Source organism: Bacillus sp. THAF10 (genome assembly GCF_009363695.1).
GTDB lineage: Bacteria > Bacillota > Bacilli > Bacillales > Bacillaceae_I > Sutcliffiella_A.
Window position 1 is genome coordinate 3,770,804 of record NZ_CP045403.1, and the last position, 23,470, is coordinate 3,794,273.

20 protein-coding genes are annotated in these 23,470 nt (G+C 45.6%); 2 read left to right on the plus strand and 18 right to left on the minus strand.

The genetic code is table 11. From position 1 onward, the window contains the following. Window positions 1-104 precede the first annotated feature (104 nt). Together FIU87_RS19285 and FIU87_RS19290 are read left to right on the plus strand one after the other, a co-directional pair. Window positions 105-2,084 carry a hypothetical protein gene (locus tag FIU87_RS19285; protein ID WP_152446084.1) on the plus strand — a complete coding sequence of 660 codons (1,980 nt, stop codon included), beginning with the start codon at window positions 105-107 and terminating at the stop codon, window positions 2,082-2,084. Continuing rightward, the gene (locus FIU87_RS19290) at window positions 2,085-2,693 is read left to right on the plus strand and encodes an ATP-binding cassette domain-containing protein (RefSeq protein WP_152446085.1); all 609 of its coding nucleotides are present in this window, start codon (window positions 2,085-2,087) and stop codon (window positions 2,691-2,693) included. Between the two features lie 50 nt (window positions 2,694-2,743). Here FIU87_RS19290 and pcp read toward each other — a convergent pair whose 3' ends face one another. The 18 genes from pcp to FIU87_RS19380 form a co-directional block, all read right to left on the minus strand. Continuing rightward, window positions 2,744-3,352, minus strand: coding sequence for a pyroglutamyl-peptidase I (pcp, locus tag FIU87_RS19295; protein WP_152446086.1), 609 nt, complete (start codon window positions 3,350-3,352; stop codon window positions 2,744-2,746). 90 nt (window positions 3,353-3,442) lie between these two features. Continuing rightward, window positions 3,443-3,970 carry a chromate transporter gene (locus FIU87_RS19300; RefSeq protein WP_152446087.1) on the minus strand — a complete coding sequence of 176 codons (528 nt, stop codon included), beginning with the start codon at window positions 3,968-3,970 and terminating at the stop codon, window positions 3,443-3,445. Continuing rightward, complete coding sequence (locus FIU87_RS19305; RefSeq protein ID WP_152446088.1) at window positions 3,967-4,524, minus strand: chromate transporter; 558 nt, start codon at window positions 4,522-4,524, stop codon at window positions 3,967-3,969. Before FIU87_RS19305 ends, FIU87_RS19300 begins: the two co-directional genes overlap by 4 nt. Window positions 4,525-4,585: 61 nt before the next feature. Further along, window positions 4,586-6,202 carry a gamma-glutamyltransferase family protein gene (locus FIU87_RS19310; RefSeq protein WP_152446089.1) on the minus strand — a complete coding sequence of 539 codons (1,617 nt, stop codon included), beginning with the start codon at window positions 6,200-6,202 and terminating at the stop codon, window positions 4,586-4,588. A gap of 1,163 nt (window positions 6,203-7,365) precedes the next feature. Next, window positions 7,366-8,208 (minus strand): stage II sporulation protein SpoIIQ, encoded by an 843-nt coding sequence (locus FIU87_RS19315; RefSeq protein WP_152446090.1) that lies wholly within the window; start codon window positions 8,206-8,208, stop codon window positions 7,366-7,368. Window positions 8,209-8,511: 303 nt separating this feature from the next. Continuing rightward, complete coding sequence (gene spoIID, locus FIU87_RS19320) at window positions 8,512-9,537, minus strand: stage II sporulation protein D (RefSeq protein ID WP_152446091.1); 1,026 nt, start codon at window positions 9,535-9,537, stop codon at window positions 8,512-8,514. 837 nt (window positions 9,538-10,374) lie between these two features. After that, window positions 10,375-11,679 (minus strand): UDP-N-acetylglucosamine 1-carboxyvinyltransferase, encoded by a 1,305-nt coding sequence (gene murA / locus FIU87_RS19325; protein ID WP_152446092.1) that lies wholly within the window; start codon window positions 11,677-11,679, stop codon window positions 10,375-10,377. Window positions 11,680-11,711: 32 nt separating this feature from the next. Continuing rightward, window positions 11,712-12,500 carry a YwmB family TATA-box binding protein gene (locus tag FIU87_RS19330; protein WP_172971127.1) on the minus strand — a complete coding sequence of 263 codons (789 nt, stop codon included), beginning with the start codon at window positions 12,498-12,500 and terminating at the stop codon, window positions 11,712-11,714. 469 nt (window positions 12,501-12,969) lie between these two features. Further along, entirely contained in the window at window positions 12,970-13,209 is a 240-nt protein-coding gene (locus FIU87_RS19335) for a DUF1146 family protein (RefSeq protein WP_152446094.1), read from the minus strand. Between the two features lie 163 nt (window positions 13,210-13,372). Then, entirely contained in the window at window positions 13,373-14,911 is a 1,539-nt protein-coding gene (gene nuoN / locus FIU87_RS19340) for an NADH-quinone oxidoreductase subunit NuoN (protein ID WP_152446095.1), read from the minus strand. A gap of 7 nt (window positions 14,912-14,918) precedes the next feature. Beyond that, window positions 14,919-16,457 (minus strand): NADH-quinone oxidoreductase subunit M, encoded by a 1,539-nt coding sequence (locus FIU87_RS19345; protein WP_152446096.1) that lies wholly within the window; start codon window positions 16,455-16,457, stop codon window positions 14,919-14,921. After that, window positions 16,454-18,322 carry an NADH-quinone oxidoreductase subunit L gene (gene nuoL / locus FIU87_RS19350; RefSeq protein ID WP_152446097.1) on the minus strand — a complete coding sequence of 623 codons (1,869 nt, stop codon included), beginning with the start codon at window positions 18,320-18,322 and terminating at the stop codon, window positions 16,454-16,456. Before nuoL ends, FIU87_RS19345 begins: the two co-directional genes overlap by 4 nt. Before the next feature lie 284 nt (window positions 18,323-18,606). Continuing rightward, window positions 18,607-18,921: an NADH-quinone oxidoreductase subunit NuoK gene (gene nuoK, locus FIU87_RS19355; protein WP_152446098.1), complete on the minus strand. Its 315-nt coding sequence runs from the start codon at window positions 18,919-18,921 to the stop codon at window positions 18,607-18,609. Continuing rightward, window positions 18,918-19,451 carry an NADH-quinone oxidoreductase subunit J gene (locus tag FIU87_RS19360; protein ID WP_152446099.1) on the minus strand — a complete coding sequence of 178 codons (534 nt, stop codon included), beginning with the start codon at window positions 19,449-19,451 and terminating at the stop codon, window positions 18,918-18,920. The genes nuoK and FIU87_RS19360 overlap by 4 nt, the downstream gene beginning before the upstream one ends. Then, the gene (nuoI, locus tag FIU87_RS19365; RefSeq protein ID WP_152446100.1) at window positions 19,448-19,867 is read right to left on the minus strand and encodes an NADH-quinone oxidoreductase subunit NuoI; all 420 of its coding nucleotides are present in this window, start codon (window positions 19,865-19,867) and stop codon (window positions 19,448-19,450) included. Before nuoI ends, FIU87_RS19360 begins: the two co-directional genes overlap by 4 nt. A gap of 249 nt (window positions 19,868-20,116) precedes the next feature. Then, entirely contained in the window at window positions 20,117-21,127 is a 1,011-nt protein-coding gene (gene nuoH / locus FIU87_RS19370; protein WP_152446101.1) for an NADH-quinone oxidoreductase subunit NuoH, read from the minus strand. Beyond that, entirely contained in the window at window positions 21,127-22,227 is a 1,101-nt protein-coding gene (locus tag FIU87_RS19375) for an NADH-quinone oxidoreductase subunit D (protein ID WP_152446102.1), read from the minus strand. The genes nuoH and FIU87_RS19375 overlap by 1 nt, the downstream gene beginning before the upstream one ends. Window positions 22,228-22,230: 3 nt before the next feature. Further along, window positions 22,231-23,469 carry an NADH-quinone oxidoreductase subunit C gene (locus FIU87_RS19380; protein ID WP_152446103.1) on the minus strand — a complete coding sequence of 413 codons (1,239 nt, stop codon included), beginning with the start codon at window positions 23,467-23,469 and terminating at the stop codon, window positions 22,231-22,233. Window position 23,470 lies beyond the last annotated feature (1 nt).

The window sequence follows — 23,470 nt, forward strand, 5'->3', positions numbered from 1 at the left end:
AACGCACAACACATTGGAATAAGTTTACAAAAATGCAAACAAATATTAAAATTAAGTAAGTGTCTGAATATTTCATCATTGATGTTTAGGGAGTAGCTATGGCCATGATAAATAAGAAAAAGCTCGCATTTTTTTCGTTTCTTTTTTTCATTGTTTTTACGATAGTTGGAGATTCGTATATTTACTATTTGGATGGCAAGGTGTTTGAAAGTGACTACAGGTATGAAACGGATATCAAGGATCGCAATCTTAAAGAAGAATATGTGCAGGATTTAAAGAAGTATAGTGATGAATTTAACCTTAGGATTTATGTTGCTACAACGGAGGTCACCTCTAAAAATTCAGCAACTTATACGGTGTATGCTAGCGATGAGAACAAGGATTATATTAAAAACCGGATCCTTTCAACGGAAGACAACGCCTTCTTCCGCTCCTTCATTAGTGGGGAAAGAGACATTATTTTCAAAGACTTCGAAGACATCACGGACATTCATGAAACAAACTATTTAGTGTTTGGGACGAAGGAAAATGTCGAGAAATTGCGCTCTGCAACCAATGACAAATACGGGATGAGTAAGCCATATGACAATAGCTATTCCAACGATGCACCTTTATTCCTGTCAGCAGCGTGGATTTTTATTTTTTCTATTATCCTGATATATAGTTTCTTTGAAGTTAGTAATTTTAAAAAGGAAGCATTGATACGCTATTTAAATGGCACGAATATGAAGCAGGTTGTGTTGCCATTGGTAGTCAGTAACTCTGGGACTATCGCTTGTGCAGCGATGATCGGAATGCTGTTCACTTCAGCCATCACGGAATCCTATAAGTTTGCCTACATATCTTTTGCAGCAGTGGTCTTACTTTTACTATTATCAAATAGCTTCTATCTGCTTCTTTTTAACTTGAATGTAAAAAAGACGTTTGTACGTAGCTCCTATACTTTTGGCTATAAGTTGTTTGCATTTTTCGTTTTATCCGTCATCTCTATCACGTCTATATTAATTTTGACGTTTACTTTTAAAACCATCCACGATGCGACTCGAACGATCAATCAGCAGAAAAGCTGGGAGCAGTTCTTTGATTACGATAATGTTGTTTTCTTTTTCAAAGACTATTCAGAAACGACGAATATGGAAACGGACGAAGAGTATGCGGGGAAATTTTATAACGAAAATCTTGATACATATAACATGCATCTTTCCTTCGACTTTGCCAATAATGGCGGGATTTCCTCCTCTATTGGAACTGCGCAGGATCCTATTGTCTATCTGAATAAGTATGCCAAGGCTGAGGTCAAACAGTTAGGGCTACAACCAGAGGAATTTAAAGAGGATACTTATTATCTTATTTCTCGCTACACTGAGGAAGAATTATCACAGATGGGGATATATGATGGAACGGAAACGGATGAAATAAGCTTTTTGTTACATAAGAATGTAGAGAGCCTTGAGGTCATTACCATCCAGGATTCCTATTCCTTCCTCGTGCATGATATTAACATGGACAACCTGGCGGACAATTACAAAGAAAATCCAATTATAATCGTTGATACTCACAGTACTTTGCCGAGCATAGACTTTAACTGGTTTGTTTTTAATTCTTTAGTGAAATTTGATAAGAAAAGTGATTTTCGTAGCTTCATTGAGTCGATCGGTTACGAGAATGAAGTGTTTTATCAAAATAACATTGAGGAGCTCTATCTGAAGAAAAAGGCAGAGAAAGTCTTAATACTCGTCATCAATGTGATTTTAAGTATCATGATGATGATTTTGTTTAATATTTCGTTAACTTCTGTGTTGAAGATGGATTTTGATTCACGGGCAGTGGAGATTGCGGTGGATAAGATATTTGGGAAAACACTTATGAAGAGGTATAAGGCTTTGTTTCGATTGTTAATTGGCGCCTTTTTTGTTGGGGTTTGTACCGCCATAGCTGGAAAGTGGGTTTTCCAAAGCTTCTCTTTCTTTTACGTGGTCATCGCGAGCGGCCTAGTGTTCCTCAATACAGGTTTCATTCTTTCCTTGTTCATAAAAAAATATGAAAAAATCAGTATCCCACGGATTTTAAAAGGCGGTATGTAAATGATAAAAATGGATAATGTAACCAAACGGTTTGAGAATCGGGTTCTTTTTGAGGATTTTAGCTGTACGATTGAGCAAGGAGAGTTTGTGATTTTTAGTGGGAAAAGTGGAAGCGGTAAGACGACTCTACTAAACATGATTGGCGGCATTGAGCAGTGGGACTCTGGCAACATTACGGTGGATGACCTGGATTTATTGAATGATAAGGATATTTTAAGGCTGTATCGCGAAAAAATCGGGTTTCTTTTTCAGAATTTCGCTTTAGTGGACAATAAAACTGTCGAAGAAAACATCCTAATGATTGATAAAAAGTATCGAAATGCTGTCACGGTAGCAGAGGTGCTGGACAAAGTCGGGTTGAGTGGGTATGAAAAAAGAAAGGTCTACACCCTTTCTGGCGGCGAGCAGCAAAGGATCGCGATTGCACGCCTATTCATGAAAAAATGCACCATCATTTTGGCTGACGAACCAACCGGAAGCCTAGACAGCCATAACGCTAGTGTGGTCATTCATCATATCCAAGAATTAAACCAATCAGGCAAAACCATTATCATGGTTACACATGACGAACACCTCAAAAAACTAGGTGAGAAAAGAATTGATTTATAAGAAAGGGGGAGGGTTCTCGCGGTTCATTGAGGAGAGCCCTCCCCTGCCCTTTACATTACTTCTATTGCTAGCTTCATAGCAGCTGTTAAGTCAGCCTGAGACCAGCTCGGGGTGTTGGTGAGTTGGGTGGCAAGCTGGTGTGAGGCTGGGATGTGGATGAAGCCTGCTGGTACCTCTGCTTTTGTTGCTGCATAGTGGTTTAGTGCTGCATACATGACGTTGTTGCAAAGGTAGGTCCCTGCGGTGTTAGACACTTTGGCAGGATAGTGATTTTCGTTTAAATGGTTGACCATCGCGCGGATTGGCAGCGTGGAAAAATAGCCATCCGGGCCATCTTGGTTAATGGGTGTATCCTGTAGAACGACTCCATTATTATCTGGCGCGCCCCCAGCATCCTTACAGTTGATGGCGATTCGCTCTGGTGTGATGTGAGCACGTCCCGCAGCAAGTCCAAGGCAGACCACCGCATCCGGCTGCACCTCTTCCATATACGCAAGCAACAATTTCTCCGATTCCGTGAAATCTACAGGTAGCACACGGCTCTCCACCTTATACTCGCCAATCACCTGCTGATCTAGCTCCTTTACAATCTCCTCTGTCGGATTGATCGTAAAATTTAAAAATGGCTCAAAGCCTGTTAATAGTAGTTTTCTAGTCATGCTTGCGTCCTCCTTTAAGTTTGGGGCGGGGGGACGGTTCTGGCGGTTCATTCGTGCTTCGAATGAACCAGGAGAACCGTCCCCATGCCCTCATAGCAATACCGCTCCATATACAAGTGCGCCGCCGATGACATAGGCGGGGTGCACTTTCCATTTTTCAAGTAGTAGGTAGCTCGCGACGATCAAGATTACGGTTTGGATGGTGCCGCTCGCTTGGTAGGATTCGGCAAAAAAGCGATACGCCATGACGCCGAGTAGGAGAGCGATGGTTGGTCGCACGTAGTTGGACATCCGCTTCACTTTCGGGGAGTCACGGAATTTGTACAGCACACTCATCAGGGCAATCATCAGGATTAACGATGGCGCAACGGTTGCAAATACACCAACGGCTGCCCCAGGAATTCCAGCTTGTTCATAGCCAATATAGCCGGCCATTTTTGTGGCAATGGGACCAGGCAGGGCGTTTCCGAGCGCGAGTACCTCACTGAACTCTGAAACCGTCAGCCAGCCATAGTTATGTACCACTTCCTCTTCGACAAGGGGAATCGATGCTGGTCCTCCACCGTAGCCTAAAATCCCTGGGATGAAAAAGGCGAGGAAAATCTCCCAATAAATCATGCTTTGACCTCCCCTTTTTCGGTGTTATTTTTTTTCAATAGAGCAGTCGCTAAAAGAACTCCAATGACGATACCTGGATGCACGCCAAGCAGTTGAATGACGAGAAAGCTTGCCACTAGTAAGACAAGCGCCCACATCCACCCAAGTTCTTTTTTTGATTTTGTGAAAAAATCCCACGTTAACACGGCCAGCATCACACCGACTACCGGCAACACCGCTTTTGTCATGCCTTGCACCCACGCTTGATCTTTAAAGCTCGCGAGCGTGGTGAGTAAGACTATCATCAGCACAATCGTTGGCAGAGTGGATGCGAGGATGGCGTTCAGCATCCCCGCATAACCAGCCACTCGGTAGCCAATATAGCCGGCCATTTTCGTATTAATTGGTCCTGGTAGCGTGTTCGCGATGGCCAATATGTCCGAAAACTCCTCATCTGACAGCCACTTATACTTCCCTACCACTTCCTTATGTACAAGCGGAATGCTCGCAGGCCCTCCGCCATACCCAAGCATCCCCACCCTTAAAAATGCAAGAAAGATGTCACGTTGCTTCATGATGTTATGTTCCCTCCTTTGGGACGGGAGGACGATTCGAATGAACCGTCCTCTATCCTCCTCAATATGATGCAATGCTGCCGTCTGTGCGAGGTTCGGTGCCACCCGAGAGGACACCGGTTTCTGGGTTGCGCCAAATAATTTGGCCGCGTCCAAAGCTTCCGCCATCAAGGGTGACTTGGATGTCATGGCCTTTTCGAGCGAGTGCTTGAGCTAAGTGCTGCGGGAAGTGATGTTCGACGAGCACTTTTTTGCCTTCCATCCACTGCCATCTTGGGGCGTCAAGGGCAGCTTGAGGGTGCAAATGGAAGTCAACGGTGTTCATGACAACCTGCATATGACCCTGTGGCTGCATATAGCCGCCCATCACGCCGAAAGTACCGACCGCTTCTCCTCCCTTGGTGAGAAAGCCAGGAATAATGGTATGGTATGTTTTCTTTCCTGGTGCCAGAGCGTTCTCATGCTCTGGATCAAGTGAAAAATCATGCCCGCGATTTTGTAGCCCAATTCCAGTACCTGGCACGACCACCCCAGAACCGAAGCCCATGTAGTTGCTTTGGATAAAGGACACCATGTTCCCCTCTCCATCCGCAGTGGCGAGATAAACCGTTCCTCCCTTTGGCGGTGTACCTGGTTCAGGAGTCAACGCCATGTCCGTGATGCAATCTCTTCTCTCTTTTGCAAAAGAACTAGAAAGCAGCTCTTCGGATGTATGCGTCATCGTTGTTGCATCAGACACGTATTTCTTGGCGTCGGCAAATGCCAGTTTCATTGCTTCAATTTGCTTATGATAGGTTTCGAGATTGTCCCGCTCTGTGAACGTGTCGTCCTTGAGCATATTCAACGCCATCAGCGCGACAATTCCCTGTCCGTTCGGTGGAATCTCCCACACGTCATAGCCCTTGTAATTCACTTTTATTGGCTGCACCCACTCCGGCTGGTAGGCTGCAAGATCCTCATATGTAATAAAACCGTTGTGTTGCTTGGAAAAATCGGCAATCTTTTGAGCAAGTTCTCCTCTGTAAAAGGCCTCCCCATTTGTGTCGCCGATTTGTCGGAGTGTATCCGCGTGACCTTGGGATGCCCACATCTCGCCAACTTCTGGCGCGCGTCCCTTTGGTGCAAAGGTGTCAAACCAGTGCGTGAATTCTTCCGTTGTGCCATGCTTTTTATATGCATTGTACGCTGATTTCCAGTACTTCCCGAGTGTTGGTGAAACGGGATAGCCTTTTTCCGCGTATTCAATAGCTGGCTCTAGAACTTCGGAGAGTGGTAGTTTGCCAAACTTCTTGGAAAGCTCTGCCCACGCTGCTGGAGCGCCTGGAACGGTGACCGGAATGAGCCCAAGCTTAGGCATGGTGTCGTGGCCAAGCTCCTTTACCGCTTCGATGCTGATGGACTGCGGTGCTGGCCCACTAGCGTTAAGTCCGTGAAGCTCCCCCTTTGTCCAAACAAGCGCAAATGCGTCTCCGCCGATTCCGTTGGATGTTGGCTCCACGACTGTCAGGCAGGCTGCAGTTGCGATGGCCGCATCAATGGCATTTCCGCCTTTTTTAAGAATGTCGAGCCCAGCCTGTGCAGCAAGCGGCTGAGACGTCGCCACCATGCCATTTTTCGCGAAAACCGTGTTGCGCTGGGATGGATAAGGATTGTTCTGATAATCAAAAGTCTGTGTCATCTCGTGTGTGATCCCCCTATTATTTCGTTTTACGAATTAATTTCCATTATACTTAATTTTCTTTATTTTTTCAAAATTTTATGGGGGACAGGGGGACAGGTCCCTCGTCCCACTTCGTTGCTTCCGCGAAGAGATAATGGTGGGTTCTGCCGGTAACTTGACTCGCGTTAGGTCCCTGAGAGACAGGGGGACAGGTCCCTCGTCCCACTTCGATGCTTCCGCGAAGAGATAATAGTGGGTTCTGCCGACAACTTGACTCGCGTTAAAAAAGGTATTTGGCCATATCTCTGCCGAACTTTAATAGGGACATTCCACCTGTGTCCCAGTATCCCCTCTTTTCCAACACAAAAAAGCCGCCAGACGGTACCTGCGTCTTGGCGGTGGTTGAAACATTCTCTTGTTTTGTGCGCTGTTGTTGCTATTGCATCGGTATAGATAGTATACCCGGGAGTGCAGAGAAGTATTCCTGTTTTCCTTGGGCAGGATCAAAATTTTTGGTTGTGTTTTTTCAGCTCTATGTAGCTTTATAAGCAAATTACCGATAAATGCATAGAAAAAGTGACTCTGAGTGCGCCTTTTTAGTAGACTTGGGGTGAAAAATGAAAAAGGTAGAGGGATTTACCTGTTCTGGTATCCGTTTTTTGGAAAAAACACCTGATTTTCGAGGGGATTTGGACCAGCAGAGGAATGATTGCAACACTTTTTGAAGTTATTGTAACACTTTTCCAGGTTATTGTGACACTTTTTAGAGTTATTGTGACACTTTTCCAGATTATTGCGACACAACACAATTCAGAACCAAATTGAACGGGATCGACGGTTCTCCTGGCCAAACCCCTCCCTTCCATACCCAACCTACCACACCCCAAAAAAACCCAAATTTGCTTCTTTTAGTAAAACCACAAAAAAACAGCCCCCCAGCTCCGAAAAGCCATGGCAAGCTTCTTCTCTCATGCGCCGAACCACATTAGAATTCTTCTTTTTTATGGGTTCATTCACCTGCGAATGAACCCCGAAAACCATCCCTCCGCTCCCTGGGACAAGGGACCTGTCCCTCCGTACCGTCCCTCTGTACCACAAAAAACGCAGCCTCCTCATCAGAGGTTGCTGCGTTTTGGTCAATAGAGACGTTTATGTGGAACAAGACTTTCGTGAATGCTATGTTATGTTAGGTAGCTGACGGAGTCTTCTTGTTCTTCTTCAGAACCCTCGCCATCTTTGTCTTCGCCATCTTCAGGTTTGTCTTCGCCTTCTGCTGGTGTTTTTTCTTCTTCACCGGCTGGCGCGCCATTGTCTTCAGAAGCTTGTCCAGATTCTTCGATTAGAGAAGTTACTGGTTTGTCAAAGTAGCTAAGTGGGTTGACAGCAACGGAATCTTTGCGGATTTCGAAGTGAACACGAACATTTTCTTTGTCCAGTTCGTTCGTTCCTGCGTTTCCGATGATATCACCTTGCTCTAAGAAGTCGTTTTTCTTCACTTTTACATCTGCTAAGGATTGGTAGACTGTTTTCACGCCATCAAAGTGCTCGATTTCAACGACATTTCCAAGTAAAGGATCCTTTTCGACATGAGTGACTGTTCCACTAAGGGCTGCAACTACTTCAAATGTTTCGCCATTCTTCATTCCAATGTCTAGACCAGTGTTTGGCTGGTATGTGCCATTGTAAACGATGTAGGCATTAAGCTGCTCTTCTTCAGATGCGTTCTCATCCCAGAAGTGTTTCACGATTACAGAAGAATTCGGATCTGTTACCGGCATTACAAAGTTTTCAACCGGGCTGTTCACTTCCACAGATTCTTCATTTCCGTGTGAAGTCGTTTGACCTTGTCCTTCTGTGTTATTTCCAGGATTCAAATCTGCTTCGTTACCTGACTGTAATACTAAAACCGCTGTCAAAATGATTGCTGCACAACCTAGATAGATTGCTGGGAAAACCCAACGCTTTTTCATTAAGCGCTGCCAATTTGATTGTTGAGAAGTCCGTTTCTTTTCTTCCTCTCTCATTGTATCATCACCTCAGCAATCATTCTGAACAGATTGGGAGAATAATATACATATCTACTAAAAAATTTTTTGAAATTGTTATTTTCCTTCATTAGGGTTAGTTTTATGCATGTTGTTTAAAAAAATTTCTTCGCGTCCTTCGGGGCGGCGGGGAATCTCCTCAAGCTTTCGCCTTGCGGGTGACTACACCTTGTCGCTTTATTCCAGCGGGAGAATCCGCCCATTTGCTCCAATCAATAGCTAAGTTGCATTTTTGGCAGACAAAAAGTCCCTGAACGCGAATGTCCAGGGATTTTTCTTCTATTATTGTCTCGCCGTTATCGTATTTAGAAATTGATCGGCGTTTGCAATTTGAACATCTTTGTAATAGTGGGAGAGGATCTGGTTGTAGGTTTTGCCTTCTAGGGCCATTCCGTTGGCGCCGTATTGGCTCATGCCGACACCATGGCCAAAGCCTTTGGTGGTGATGACGATGTTGTCGCCTTTTCGCTCCCAGGTGAAGTCGCTCGACCGAAGCTTGAGGGTGTCACGCACTTCGCGTCCTGTGAGCTCCTTGCCGTTGATGTCGACCTTATCCACACGGTTTCCGGTGGTGCGGGAGATGATTTTGCCTACAGCACCTTCACCTGTCAGCGTTACGCCTAATTTATTTTGAAACTCCTGAACAGTCAGGGTTGTTTGGCTTAAGTATTTTTCCGAGTTAACGTCCCACGGGCTTTCGACACTGCGCAAGTATGGGATTTCATTTGGCCAGTATTCTTCTGAGTTTTCCGTGTAGCCGTTGCTGGTGGAAAAATAACTCGCATCAATCGGTACATTATTATAGGTAAGAACAGTGCCTGCTGTTTCGGCGACCGCCTGCTTTATTCTTGCCATTTTCCAATCGTAGTCCTTTGGCTCCCAAATTGCTTTGAGTTCTTCTGGGCTCTTATAGACCTGGTGCTGCTCGGAGTCTGTTACGTCCGCTCCTGATGGGGTGCCGAGCTTTTCTTCTGCCATAAGCTGCCTTAAGATGTAGGTTCTCGCTGCAAGGGCTTGTGCCTTTAGGGCTTCGAGTTCAAAGTCTGCTGGCATTTCAGATGCCACCACGCCAACGATGTAGTCTTCTAGCGGGATGTTCTCAATCATTTCCTGCTTGTTGCGGTAGACCGCTACATCAATGGGTGATTCAATTGGTTCTGTGCTGGTTTTGATTTCTTTTGGTTGGAGTTCCTCTGTGAGCTCTCCGCCTTCCTTTTCGGCGAATGGAATAACGAGCAGTGTTGGTACCATTAATACCATGACAAATAGAAGAGAAGATAGTACGATGATTGGTTTCAAGTTCCTCATAGCGCCGAGCCTCCGATAACAATAAAGTGTAGGTTGTTTGTTTTCCTGTACATTTCATTCTTATGGGAGTGGACAAGGTATTATGACTATAAATAGGAAAACCTTTTATGTTTAAAATACGCTGGTGTTTTCCGCAAAGTGCGTCGAGCAACCCTTCTGCTTGACCTAAAATTGCAAACATGAACTCATGATGCGTCGAGCATTCCTTCTGCTCGACCTAAAATTACAAACACGAACTCATGATGCGTCGAGCAACCCTTCTGCTTGACCTAAAATTGCAAACATGAACTCATGATGCGTCGAGCAATCCATCTGCTCGACCTAAAATTACAAACATGAACCCATGATGCGTCGAGCATTCCTTCTGCTCGACCTAAAATTTCAAACATGAACTCAAAATAGGTCGAGCAACCCTTCTGCTTGACCTAAAATTACAAACATGAACCCAAAATAGGTCGAGCAACTCTTCTGCTTGACCTAAAATTACAAACATGAACCCAAGATAGGTCGAGCAACCCCTCTGCTCGACCTAAAATTGCAAACAGGAACTCATGATGCGTCGAGCAACCCTTCTGCTCGACCTAAAATTACAAACATGAACCCATGATGCGTCGAGCAATCCTTCTGCACGAACCTAAATTTCAAGCATGACCTCAAAATAGGCTGAGCAACCTCACTCCTTTGCTCGAGATCCCAATTTTAATAAGCTGTGAATAGTCTAATTATCGACTTTCACTTTCGAATTGCGACAAATTTTTAGAAAAGAGACAAAAAAACAAACCCCGAAAAGGAGTTTGCCTTTTTTTGTAGAATATATGAATTAGATCAGTAGCAAGTTTATGCTTCTTTCATTTGCTCGATGATGACGGTTTGCTCTTGTTCCATGGAGCTTACGCGTTCGATGTCTGCGCCAAGTGCTGCTAGTTTGTTGTGGAAGTTCACATAGCCACGGTCTAAGTGTTTTAGTTCCGTCACGCGTGTGTATCCGTCTGCAACTAGGCCAGCAAGTGTTAGCGCTGCGGCTGCACGTAGATCGGTTGCTGCTACTTCGGCACCTTGCAGCTTGGATGGTCCATTGATGACAACGGAGCGTCCCTCGATCTTGATGTCGCCATTCATACGACGGAATTCTTCCACGTGCATGAAGCGGTTTTCAAATACTGTTTCTGTGATCATGCTGGTTCCTTCTGCTGCTAGAAGCAGTGACATCATTTGTGATTGCATGTCAGTTGGGAAACCAGGGTGTGGCATGGTTTTGATGTCGATTGGCTTTAGTTTTTCTGGACCAATGACACGAAGTCCGTTTTCTACTTCTTCAAACTTAACGCCCATTTCTTCCATTTTGGCAATAAGTGAGCTGGAGTGTTCTGGTACAGCACCTTCGACAATAACGTCTCCACCTGTGATTGCTGCGGCAACCATGAATGTGCCTGCTTCAATGCGGTCAGGGATGATGTTGTGTGTGCAGCCGTGTAATTCGGATACACCTTCGATTTTAATGGTTCCAGTACCTGCTCCGCGAACCTTAGCTCCCATGGAGTTTAAGAAGTTCGCCAAGTCCACGATTTCTGGCTCTTTTGCGACGTTTTCTAGGATTGTTGTCCCTTCAGCAAGCGTTGCAGCCATCATGATGTTTTCTGTCGCTCCCACACTTGGGAAGTCCAGATATATTTTCGCGCCTTGTAATCTACCTTCTACTTCGGCATCGATATAACCATTTCCAACCTTCACTTTTGCACCCATCGCTTCAAAGCCTTTTAGATGCTGGTCAATTGGTCTAGATCCGATTGCACAGCCACCTGGCAATGCAATTTGTGCTTTTCCGTTACGAGCTAGTAATGAACCCATCACTAGTACGGATGCACGCATTTTCCTTACATATTCAAACGGCGCTTCTGTGTGAAGCTCTCTCGTAGCGTCGACAATTATACGATTATTTTCAAATTCAACATCGGCATTCATGTAACGCAAAACCTCGTTAATCGTATAAACGTCGGAGAGCTCAGGTACATCTAAGATTTCGCATTTGCCTTTGCTAGCTAATAAAGTTGCAGCGATGACAGGTAGTACTGCATTCTTGGCACCTTCTACCTTAACAGTACCTTTTAACCTCTGACCGCCACGGACGATGATTTTTTCCAAAACGTTCCCCTCCGCGTCTTTTATTCTATATATTAGTATTCAACAGTAATAATTGGCGTGCCTACAATCACGGTAGTCTTATCGCCCATTCCTTGTGTTCTTAATCCAATTTGCAAGTTCATTTTTCCATGCTGTGCCGGAAGAACATTATTCCACAATTCAGTATATGCTGAAACGGAAACAAAGGTATCTTCTCTGATCTCTTCCACTTTCTCTGCCGAAAAAGAGTCTAGTAAAATATTTGTCGTATTTTGCAAACCATCTTCAATTTTATCATTGACTTCTCCAATCACACAACTAAATATTTCAAAGTCCTCTTGAGAAATTTTGGTAAGATTCAAATAAAAATCCTTGATCATTCCTGTTGCTGAGGCATCTTCCCAGTCATACCCAGTGACCTCATATAATAAGTACGAGCTTGGGGACGACTTTGTGTGGGTGGTGATAAGCTGAAGAGTTTCCTCTTGTTTAAGCAGATCATTATAAAACGTTCCGACTGCCTTCCATTGGTTGTCTTCCTCCATCACGGTCCAATTCAGATGGCCCATCTTCTGTTTTAAATGATTTACCTCTTTTTGAAAAGCGTCTAAATCCCTAATTTTATAGACGTTTATTCGCCCATAAAGTTTCCACTCTTGCACACTTATTTTTTCTTTTTGAAAAACCTCAACAATATCAAGTATCTCAGTACTGAATTCGTTTGTATCTTGAGCTCTGCTTTTTTCATTCCCAAGAATTACCCCCGTAAAACATATAATTAAAATAAATCCAATTCCTAGCAATCTATTAGTTCTATCCGTCCATTTAATCTTGCTCATCATTTCCCCCACGCTCCCCGTTCTTGTTACTACCCATTGTTGACAGCTGCGACTGTAGAAATACATAAAAAGGTTCGTCAAAATTCTTAGGAATTGCTTACGAAATTTCGGGATGTGGTGTGAGCTGGCGGGGGTTGTTGCTTTTTTTAGAAGGGGTTGGGTAATTAGTGGGTTTTTGAGAAGATTTTAGATACGGGGATTGTGTGGAACAAAAAAAATACCCTGCATATGCGGGGTACTCGTGGATAGCGATGGTCGATGGAAGAGCTAAAAATTTGTTTAAGAGCGATTTTTTAAATTTGCGAGCGAAAAACTGAATTTGTGAGCGATAATTGGAATTTACGAGCGAAAAACTGAATTTACGAGCGATAATTGGAATTTACGAGCGAAAAATATAGTTTACGAGCGAAAATCAAATTTTGAGAGCGAAATGCCTAAATATGGATTTCTCAACCTTCCATTGCCCCGCCCCCTACCACATCATCGGCAATCGTTGCGACAAGAACAGGTAGTCTAAGAAGAAGTTGCTTACTGCCGAGCCGATCGCAATTGTCACGAGGATTAGCAGGAGTCGAACTTGTACGACTCTGTTTTTTTTCATCCATTGTTCGTATTGCACGCCTTGCAGAGCCCACCAGGTAATTGTGATGAACATGAGGTGCGAGAGAATACTAACGAGTGCTTGCACGCCGAAATCTATCATGTGTTTCATCCTTCCTTTAAAACTAAAAGATATTTTCCTTCTATAATAATACAACAAACTTCTATTCTTAAAATTTATTGTTTTAACTTTTTGATACGTATTGGAACAATATAAAAGGAAGGAGCTCCCCAACTCCTTCCTTTCTATGAGAAAAACATATACCCCTTAAAACTTACTGATGATTCCGATCGACCTCAAAGAAGTCAATTAAAATGTCAAACTGGCTTCCGAACATATCCATCGCAAGACCAGGCAAAATACCAAGCACGATTGTTCCGATTGCACATGCCACTATCGTAATCCCAATTCCAACCGGAACATGGATTTTTTCCTGTGAGGCTGCTGGGCGGAAGAACATTTGAGTCATAATACCAAAATAATAAAAGTAGGAAACAACGGTAGTCAAAATCAGAATCGAGGCAAGCACATAGGCGTTGTTTGGTTCTGAGATCGCACCGATAAAAATGTTCAGTTTTCCGATAAAGCCTGCTGTCCCCGGGATTCCCGCTAGTGAGAGCAGGAACAAGGACATCAACACCGCCAACAATGGTGAGCGCTGATACAAGCCGGCAAAACGGCTCACTTCTTCCGAATCGTCGCGCGCGGACAAGACTTGAATGATAGCGAGTGCACCAATGTTCATGAATAGATAGGCAAGTAGGTAGAACCACATAGCTTCAAAAATGAAGATGAAGTTCAGTGTCGCAAGTGGCACTAACAGATAGCCAGCATGCGCGACTCCTGAGTATGCGAGCATCCGCTTGACGTTGTGCTGACGTAGAGCGACGAAGTTACCGATAATCATCGATGTAACCGCTAGGACAGCGATAAACTCCTTCATTGAGAAGAGCATAGATGCACCGTCTGCCGCTTTGGTTGCAAAGAACAGCGTGACAAACAACCGTAAAACAATGATAAAGCCAGCAGTTTTTGATACTACCGCCAAAAATGCCGTCACTGGAGTTGGTGCGCCTTGGTAGACGTCCGGTGCCCACATATGGAATGGTGCGGTAGCAAGCTTAAAGCTAAGTCCTACAAACATCATCATAAAGGCGATGACCAGTAGAAATTGCATGTCGCGAGCATTGATTTGACCTAGCTGCATGTACATTTCCGTTAGGTTGGTGGTGCCCGTGAGACCGTACACATAGCTCATCCCAAAAAGAGTGATAGCTGTGGCGATTCCACCGTTAATGACATATTTCATCGCGGCCTCGTTGGACTGGAGGTTCTTTTTGCGTAAGCCTGCCAGAACGTAAGAGGACAAGGACAGAAGCTCCAAACCGACAAACAAGGTGATCAAGTCGCCGCTTGATGCCATGATCATGGCACCTAGCACCCCTGCTAACAACAGGTAGAAAAACTCCCCGCGGTATTCTGTTAAGCCTTCTTTTGGCTCATAGCTGATGGCCATTAGCATAATGAAGGCAGATCCTAAGAGAATTAACGTTTTAAATGCCAGGGCAAAGCTGTCGAGGCGGTAGGTTTCATAAAGGATCGTGATCACTTCACGAGGGTCTTTATCGTACATGCCCACCAAAAAGCCAAGGGCCACGAGAATGCCGGCGAATCCAAGCCAACCGAGCAGTCTCCGGTCTATTTTTTTCGGTAAAAATAAGTCCAGTAATGTGAGAAGGGTGGCAACACCAAGGATGATGAATTCTGGTGCCATGACACTCCATTCAAAGCTGAGTAAGGTTTCTAAATCCATCTCCTCATCACCCTCCTATCCCTAGTATGATGTTGTTGATGGTGTCTTGCAGCGGCTGTGCGAGAATGCTTGGGTACACACCAATCAGGACGATGAAGAACAGCATCGCAAGCACCGGAATGAACTCGACCCGACGAAGGTCTACTAAGTTTCCGCTGCTGTAGGGTTCTGTTGTTGGCCCGAATGTCATGCCAAGTACAGCGCGCAACAGATAAGCTGCCGTTAAAATGATGCCGAGTGTTCCGACTGCGGCAACGACCGGCATTTCACGGAACAGTCCCATAAAGGCAAGGAATTCACTGACAAATCCGGACATTCCCGGTAAGCCAAGAGAGGCCATCGCTCCGACAAGAAAGAACCCAGCGGTAAGTGGCATCACCTTGGCAAGGCCACCGAGCTTGTTGATGTCGGTTGTGCCCGTACGTTCGTACATTACACCTATCAAGAAGAATAGGAGTGCTGCGATGAAGCCGTGGGACACGACCTGGAAGATTGCGCCCTGAACACCTGCTTCATTAAGGGATGCAAGTCCAATGAGGACAATTCCCATATGCGAGATACTGGAGTAGGCCAGCACCATTTTGAAATCTGTTTGAATGAGCGCTAGGAATGCTCCGTATAGGAGATTCACCACGCCTAAGATTGCGAGAATGAAAGCTAGCTGCTGAAATTGCTCTGGGAAAATACCGACACCAAATCGAATGAGACCAAATGCCCCTATTTTCAGCAAAACCCCAGCATGCAGCATGACAATCGATGGTGGCGCCTGAACGTGCACCTTGAGCATCCAGCTATGAAGGGGCACGATTGGCAGCTTCACGCCAAAGGCAACAAGCAGTCCAAGAAGTAAGCCCATCCTCAAATCATCTGTTACTTCGCCAAGGAACATCGCGTCACTCTCGCCGGTAAACATCGCGGTAATGTCGGCAATGTTCATCGTCCCTGTTTTTGTAAAAAGGACCACAAAGACAATTAATAGAATGGCAGAGCCGAGTCCGTTGTAAATTAAAAAACGGTAGGCGGCATTTTCTTTTTCAAAATAGCCCCATTTTCCGATTAAGAAGAACATCGGAATGAGGGTGAGTTCAAAGAAAAAGAAGAATAATAGAAGATTCTCTGCTGCAAAGACACCGAGCATCCCAATTTGTAAAAGGAAGAAAAGGATGAAATAGCCCTTCCATTCTTTTTTTACATGAATCGATGCGATCGCTGCAAGCGTTGATAGCACCGCAGTTAAGAGAATCATAACAAGAGAGAATCCGTCGAGCCCAAGTTCATAGGAAATCGGCTGGTACGCAGCGGTTCCATAGACTTCTTTCGTTAAGCCTTGGTTTCCAAATTGGATCCAGTCGATTTTGACGGCGAACTGGCTTAACCCCTCCCCCGCTTTGTATTGCCAAAACGCGAATAGCGCGAGAAGCAAGGATGGCAGTGTTGCGAGCACACCGACCGTTTTGATCGCTTGCTCACTTGTTTTTTCCATAAAGAGTAAAAGGAATATTCCTAAAAGAGGGGCAAAGATTAAAGCAGTTAAAAAGATATTCATCCGATGTACCCCCCTGTGAAGATGAAAATAATAATAAGAATGGCAAGCCCCACAAAGGCCACAGCGCCATAGGTTTGTGTTTGGCCGTTCTGCACTTTCGCACCAAGTTTGCCAAGCTGTTGAGAAAGAACGGCAATACCCTTCATCGTTCCTTGTACCAAGAATTCGTCGATGTATTTTAGAAACAGGCTGATGACGCGCGTTCCGTACACAACGGTCATGCCATAAAATTCATCTACAAAATACTTGTTGCGCAGAATTCCATACAAGTGTGGTGCGCCTTCACTGAAGGTGTCACGTGAAATGGAACGACGGAAGTAAATCAGGTAGGCAAAGCCAATTCCAGCAACTGTTGCTAGTATGGCGGCTGCCATAATCCATTTTGGCCCAGAGATATGAGATTCCCCGTAAAGGGTCGTTCCTTCTGTCAGCCAGTCGCCAAGAAAATGACCAAACCACGGCGTGTTCATGTAACCAGCAACCACCGCCAGCACTCCAAGGACGATCATTGGCATCGTCATCACTGCAGGGGATTCATGCACCTTTTTCTGATCCCCTCGCGCATCTCCCGTGAAAACAAGGAAGAACAGGCGGAACATATAGAAGGCCGTGAAGAATGCTGCAATCAGTGCGACGAAAAATAAGAATGGATTTCCGTTTACCCAGGCGGCAATCAGAATTTCTTCCTTACTGAAAAAGCCAGAAAACAACGGCACACCTGTGATGGCAAGTGTTCCAATTAGAAACAGAATGCCCGTTGTGCGCATTTTTTTCCAAACCCCGCCCATCTCGTCAATATTCTGCGTATGAACGGCATGGATGACACTTCCGGCTGCAAGAAACAGCAGGGCTTTAAAGAATGCGTGGGTGGTCAGGTGGAATACTCCTGCCACGTAGCCTGCAGAGCCAAGTGCCAGCATCATGAATCCGAGCTGACTCACGGTGGAATAGGCTAATACGCGCTTAATATCCTTTTGAACAAGGCCAATCGAAGCTGCGAAAATTGCTGTGAATGCTCCAACAATCGCCACGGTCATTAAGGCTGTTTCACTGGCGTTGTAGAGTGGAAACAACGTTGCGACTAGGTAAACTCCGGCTGCAACCATCGTTGCGGCGTGAATAAGTGCGGAAACAGGCGTTGGACCTTCCATCGCGTCCGGTAGCCACGAGTGAAGCGGAAATTGACCGGATTTCCCCATTGCTCCAATAAAAATAAGGATGGCAATGAGGGTGAGCATGCCGGCAGAAATACTGCCAGCGTTGACCGCGTCAAAAATGACGTCATATTCAAAGCTACCAACCTGCCAGAATAGCAGGATGATCCCGATGAATAAGCCAACATCCCCAATCCGCGTCATGATAAACGCTTTTTTGGCAGCGGCTTTTGCTTCATGTTTGTAAAAATAGAACCCGATGAGCAAGAACGACCCGACTCCGACAAGCTCCCAGAATATATAGAGCTGCAGAAGATTCGGTGACATCACTAAGGCCAGCATAGCAAAGGTGAATAGGCCTAAATAAGCATAGAATACATGAAAACGGTCATCGCCGTGCATATATCCTTTGGTGTAAATATGTACTAATAAGCTGACAAGTGATACTACGACAAGCATCAAGGCATTTAATTGATTGACTTCATATCCCGCCGTCAACACGACGTCCCCTATTTGGAGCCAGTCAAATGTGGCTTTAAAAGTTGGTGCTGAAAACCGCTCCCATAGTGCCAGGATGGAAAAGATGAGTGATGCTGCGACCAGAATGATACCTACATGTGCACTCGACTCTCTTAATCTTTTACCAAAAAGCAATAATAGGATAAAGGAGATCAGCGGAAAAAGCGGGATGATCCAAGCATTCTCCATCATCGTATCAAGTCCCCTTCTTTTACGCAGGGCATAGTTTGACTCTGCGCTTTTGTGCAAGCTAGTTGCGGGTGATTAATTTTTAAACACTGTCAACATGACGCTGTTGATTTCCGCAAATGGCTCCGCGTCCTGCGGGGCGAGTTGAGAGCCTCCTCAGGCTTTGCGCCTGCGGGTCTCCAGTCAATCGCTTCATTCCCGCGGGAGTCTCCGCCTTTGCTCCAATCAACAGCTGAATACTTCTGACTATTAACAGCGCTTTTTTCAAAGGCTTTTATCCAGCCTTCTTAATTTTTCAAAACATTCATTTCATCAATATTTACCGTTTTGCGGTTTCTGTATAGCGCAATCAGGATTGCGAGTCCGACTGCGGCTTCTGCTGCGGCAACGGTAATGGTGAACAAGGAAAATACTTGTCCGGTAATGCCTGGGTTAATGCCGTATTTACTGAATGCCACAAGGTTTATGTTCACGGCATTCAGCATCAGTTCGATACAGATAAGCACGATGACTGTGTTTCGTTTCGTAAGTGCTCCGTATAGGCCAATACAAAAAAGAATCAGTGCTAGAACAAGGTAAGCGGATAATGGAACACTACTCATTCCTTCGTCGCCTCCTCTTTTACAGCGTCCTCGTCATCACGTTTTGCTAGGATAATGGCTCCCACAAGTGCCACAAGCAAAACGACAGACGTTAACTCAAACGGAATCACATATTTTGCGTAAATAGCGACCCCTATTTGCTCGGTGTTGTCGACGTGTAGATCTGCTGCTGGCTCTGTCCCGAAGTCGAGGTTATAAAGCCCCATGTACATGACAGCGGCAAACCCGATAACCCCTGCCCCAACAAGCAGCTTCCTGCCAAGACCGGATGTTTCGGAGTGATCGTTGTGACGGGTGAGCATGATTCCAAACAGCATAATGATGGTAATCGCACCAGAATAGATAAGAATTTGAACAGCCGCTACGAATTCAGCAGAAAGCATCACATAAATGCCCGCTAAGCTGATGAAGGTGAACACAAGTGACACGACCATGTGTACCACCTTTGTCAGATTAAGCATGAGGACTCCACCGGCGATCGCTGCGATTGCTAAGCCTAAAAACGCAATAAATTCACCAGAAATCGTCATGCTTTATTCTCCTTTCTGAGGTTCGTATCGTTTTCATCCAACCACTGCAGGTCTTTAAAAAGTCGATCACGGCTGTATTCGGCAAGCTCAAAATTATTGCTCATGATGATGGCTTCTGTTGGGCAAACCTCCGTACAGAGGTCACACAAAATACAGATTTCAAAGTTGATGTCGTACGTATCAATGATTTTCCCTTTTTTGGTGGGATCCGGATGCTTCTTCCCGGTAAGCTGAATACAGTCTGTTGGACAGATGTTGGCACATTGGTTACAGACGATGCATTTTTCCGGGTAGAATTTTTGGATGCCACGGAACCTGTCCGGTAGTGGCAGCGGTTCGTTCGGGTAGTCATAGGTTACTTTTTTCTTGGTTAAGTTTTGTAGGGTATATTTCAAACCTTTTGCAAGACCGCGCATTTCGCTTCACCCCTGTTTTCTTCCGTTACCCCTTTAGTAAGGAATGATTGTTTTGAAAAAATCCGATGGACAACGCTGTTAATTTCCGCAAATGGCTCCGCTTCCTGCGTGGCGGTCCGTGAGCCTCCTCGGGCTTTGCCCTGCGGGGTCTCACGAGACGCGCTATATCCCGCGGGAGTCTCCGCCATTTGCTCCAATTAACAGCTGGAAACTGATAGAAATTTTTAATAAACCAAAACCATCTCTTCTTTATTTGAAAAATAATTCTTTCATGATTGCTGAGAAAAAGATGTTGGCAAGTGCAATCGGCAGTAGGACTTTCCAGCCGAATTCCATGAGTTGGTCGGCACGCAGACGTGGGAAGGTTACGCGTATCCAGATAAGGACAAATACGACCACGCTGAATTTTAGTGCAAACCAGACTGCTCCCGGGATAAAGCCTAGGAACTCAAATGGTGGCAGCCAACCACCTAGGAATAGAACGGTTGTTAAGGATGCCATCGCAAATAAGTAGACGTATTCGGCAAGCATGAAGAAGGCCCAGCGGAAGCCGGAGTATTCGACATGGTAACCAGCGACTAGCTCTGATTCTGCTTCTGGCAGGTCAAACGGTGTACGGTTGAGCTCTGCGACAGAGGCGATCAGGAAAATGATAAAGCCAACTGGCTGCAGGATGATAAACCAAAATGTTTCTGCTTGTGCAGCAACGATTTCGTTCAGGTTCAAGCTTCCTGCTAGTAACACAACACCGATAACGCTCATCACAAGTGGTACCTCATAGGAAATCATTTGTGCGGCTGCACGCATCCCTCCAAGTAAGGAGTACTTGTTGTTAGAGGCCCAGCCTGCCGCTACGACTCCCACTGTGGTGATACCAGAAATGGCGATGTAGTACAGCAACCCCACTCCGATGTCGGCAAATTGGAATTTGTCCGTGAACGGGATAGTTGCAAGCACCATAAATGCTGGTGTAAAGGCAATGACTGGTGCGATGATATAAAGGGGACGATCCGCTAGCTTTGGAATCGTGTCCTCTTTAATTAATAGTTTTAGAACGTCGGCTACGGTTTGGAGTAAGCCCCAGGAACCCCCGACTTGGTTTGGCCCTATCCGCCCCTGCATAAAGCCCATAACTTTACGCTCGGCCAGGATGCCATAGGTTACGAAGCCAAGGACAGCGAGTAAGAGCGCCGTTGCCAGACCGAAGAATATAAAAAAGTTCGTCCAGGATGGTGAGGATTGCAATAAGCTCTCCATCATTAGCCATCCACCTCCCCTAGGACAATATCAATTGCACCTAAAATTGCGATTAGGTTCGCCATGTTTTCGCCTTCAAGCAGCTTTGGTAGAATCTGAAGGTTGTAGAAGGATGGTCGGCGAAACTTTAGTCGATATGGCTCTTTTTTTCCATCACTAGCAATATAACAGCCGATTTCTCCACGCGGGGATTCGATGCGTACATACGCCTCCCCTTTTGGCGCTTTAATGATTCTTGGCACTTTTGCCATAATCTCGCCATCCTGTGGAAACTGCTCCACTGCTTGCTCGATGATTTTCAGTGATTCTTCAATTTCTTCCATGCGGCAATGATATCTTGCCCATGCGTCTCCCCCATCACGGGTCGGAACGTCAAAATCAAAACGATCATAAATGCTGTACGGCTCATCTTTTCTGAGGTCCCATTTCACGCCAGTACATCGAAGGTTTGCGCCACTAAGAGAATAAGCAAATGCATCCTCTTTCGTGTAACGGCCAACTCCTTTCACACGACTCATAAAAATTTCGTTTCCAGTGACAAGGTCATGGTAGCCTTTCAGCTGTTCTCTCATATAAGGAACAAAATCTCTTACTTTTTCAATCCAGCCTTCTGGGGCATCCCATTTGACGCCGCCCACACGCATGTAGTTGAAGGTCAGGCGAGCACCAGAAAGCTCATTCAGTAGATTGATAATCATCTCGCGCTCACGGAACGCATATAGAAACGGACTGACCGCTCCAATATCAAGTAAATATGTACCATACCAAACAAGGTGACTGGCAACACGGCCAAGCTCCATCGCCAACACGCGTAAGTATTCGGCTCTGTCTGGGATTTCAAGACCCATCATCGTTTCCACTGCGTGACAAAGCACATAGTTGTTCGTCATCGCAGATAGGTAATCCATCCGGTCGGTGTATGGGATAATCTGTGTGTACTGCAGGTTTTCCGCCAGTTTTTCGGTACCGCGGTGCAGATAACCGATAACAGGTGTCGCCTCTTTAATAATTTCTCCGTCTATTTTGATAACCAGTCGGAACACTCCGTGGGTACTCGGATGCTGCGGTCCGACGTTCAGTAGCATTTCTTCTGTACGAATCATCTGCTACACCTCCACATCGTACGGCTCATAATCTTTACGCAACGGATATCCTACCCAATCATCCGGCATCATGATTCGCGTTAAATTTGGGTGACCTGTAAACTGGATTCCAAGCAAGTCATAGGTTTCCCGCTCCGGCCAGTTTGCGCCTTCCCATACTGGCTGGATAGAAGGAATAACAGGATTCTCCCGGTCTATTTTCACCTTTAAAGCAACAGTTTGCTTGTTTTTATAGGAATACAGATGATTGTAAATCTCCATATGTGTTTCAAAATCCGTTCCGTGCATTTCGGATAAAAATTCAAACGTTAGCTGTTCATTGTAGCGTAGGAAGGATGCTATTTTAAAATAAGTATCGGGCTTCGCGACAAGGGTTGGGACATCTTTGGATAATGCGTTGATGTAGGCATCCTCCAAGACCCCTTCACCTAAGTTGTCGTTGATGACCTTCACGTACTTATCGAGGTACGGTTGATTTGGTGACGGTTTAGCAGGCGTGTCTTCTGCTGCGTCGGTTCCACCAGCGCTTTTTGCAGCTGCTGCAGCTTTCGCTTTCGCGGCGGCAGCGGCTTTTGCCTTTGCTTTGGCTGCTGCGATTGCTTTGGCTTTCTCGTCCGCTTCGTCTCCTGCTGGGGCATCCTCTGCTGTGCCTTCTCGCTGCTGTTTGGCGAGTGCGGCAGCTTTTGCTTTGGCGGCAGCTGCAGCTTTCGCTTTTGCAGCTGCGACGGCTTTTGCTTTGGCATCGTCTCCAGCTGTTTCGTCCACGGCTTCTCCTGCTTCACGTTTTTGCTTAGCAAGCGCGGCGGCCTTTGCTTTTGCGGCGGCGGCAGCTTTCTTTTTTGCTAGCTCTTTCGCGTCATCAGTGTCTGTCGCTTCTGACTCTGCTACACCTTGCTCTTTCGCTTTTTGCTTGGCGAGTGCAGCGGCCTTTGCTTTCGCTGCTGCGGCGGCTTTCTTTTTTGCTAGCTCGTTTGCGTCATCAGTGTCTGTCGCTTCCTGCTCTACTGCCCCTTGCTCTTTCGCTTTTTGCTTGGCGAGTGCGGCGGCCTTTGCTTTCGCTGCTGCGGCGGCTTTCTTTTTTGCTAGCTCTTTTGCGTCATCATCTGTTGCGTTTTGCTCTTTATTGTCAGCCTCGGCTTTGGCCTCTAGCTTCTTTTTTGCTTCTAGTTTTGCAAGGGCTGCCGCTTTTGCTTTGGCGGCTGCTTCCTTCTTTTGTTCTTCCAGGCTTTTCTCATCGCTCACT

Coding starts and splice junctions, on each gene's coding strand:
- FIU87_RS19315 (WP_152446090.1), bottom strand. CDS start 8,208: ATGAGAGAGGAAGAAAAGAAACGGACTTCTCAACAATCAAATTGGCAG.
- FIU87_RS19290 (WP_152446085.1), top strand. CDS start 2,085: ATGATAAAAATGGATAATGTAACCAAACGGTTTGAGAATCGGGTTCTT.
- nuoN (WP_152446095.1), bottom strand. CDS start 14,911: ATGGATTTAGAAACCTTACTCAGCTTTGAATGGAGTGTCATGGCACCA.
- nuoI (WP_152446100.1), bottom strand. CDS start 19,867: ATGCGCGGTCTTGCAAAAGGTTTGAAATATACCCTACAAAACTTAACC.
- FIU87_RS19305 (WP_152446088.1), bottom strand. CDS start 4,524: ATGAAGCAACGTGACATCTTTCTTGCATTTTTAAGGGTGGGGATGCTT.
- spoIID (WP_152446091.1), bottom strand. CDS start 9,537: ATGAGGAACTTGAAACCAATCATCGTACTATCTTCTCTTCTATTTGTC.
- nuoH (WP_152446101.1), bottom strand. CDS start 21,127: ATGATGGAGAGCTTATTGCAATCCTCACCATCCTGGACGAACTTTTTT.
- nuoL (WP_152446097.1), bottom strand. CDS start 18,322: ATGATGGAGAATGCTTGGATCATCCCGCTTTTTCCGCTGATCTCCTTT.
- FIU87_RS19330 (WP_172971127.1), bottom strand. CDS start 12,500: ATGATGAGCAAGATTAAATGGACGGATAGAACTAATAGATTGCTAGGA.
- nuoK (WP_152446098.1), bottom strand. CDS start 18,921: ATGAGTAGTGTTCCATTATCCGCTTACCTTGTTCTAGCACTGATTCTT.
- FIU87_RS19285 (WP_152446084.1), top strand. CDS start 105: ATGATAAATAAGAAAAAGCTCGCATTTTTTTCGTTTCTTTTTTTCATT.
- FIU87_RS19360 (WP_152446099.1), bottom strand. CDS start 19,451: ATGACGATTTCTGGTGAATTTATTGCGTTTTTAGGCTTAGCAATCGCA.
- FIU87_RS19300 (WP_152446087.1), bottom strand. CDS start 3,970: ATGATTTATTGGGAGATTTTCCTCGCCTTTTTCATCCCAGGGATTTTA.
- FIU87_RS19310 (WP_152446089.1), bottom strand. CDS start 6,202: ATGACACAGACTTTTGATTATCAGAACAATCCTTATCCATCCCAGCGC.
- FIU87_RS19375 (WP_152446102.1), bottom strand. CDS start 22,227: ATGATTCGTACAGAAGAAATGCTACTGAACGTCGGACCGCAGCATCCG.
- pcp (WP_152446086.1), bottom strand. CDS start 3,352: ATGACTAGAAAACTACTATTAACAGGCTTTGAGCCATTTTTAAATTTT.
- FIU87_RS19335 (WP_152446094.1), bottom strand. CDS start 13,209: ATGAAACACATGATAGATTTCGGCGTGCAAGCACTCGTTAGTATTCTC.
- FIU87_RS19345 (WP_152446096.1), bottom strand. CDS start 16,457: ATGAATATCTTTTTAACTGCTTTAATCTTTGCCCCTCTTTTAGGAATA.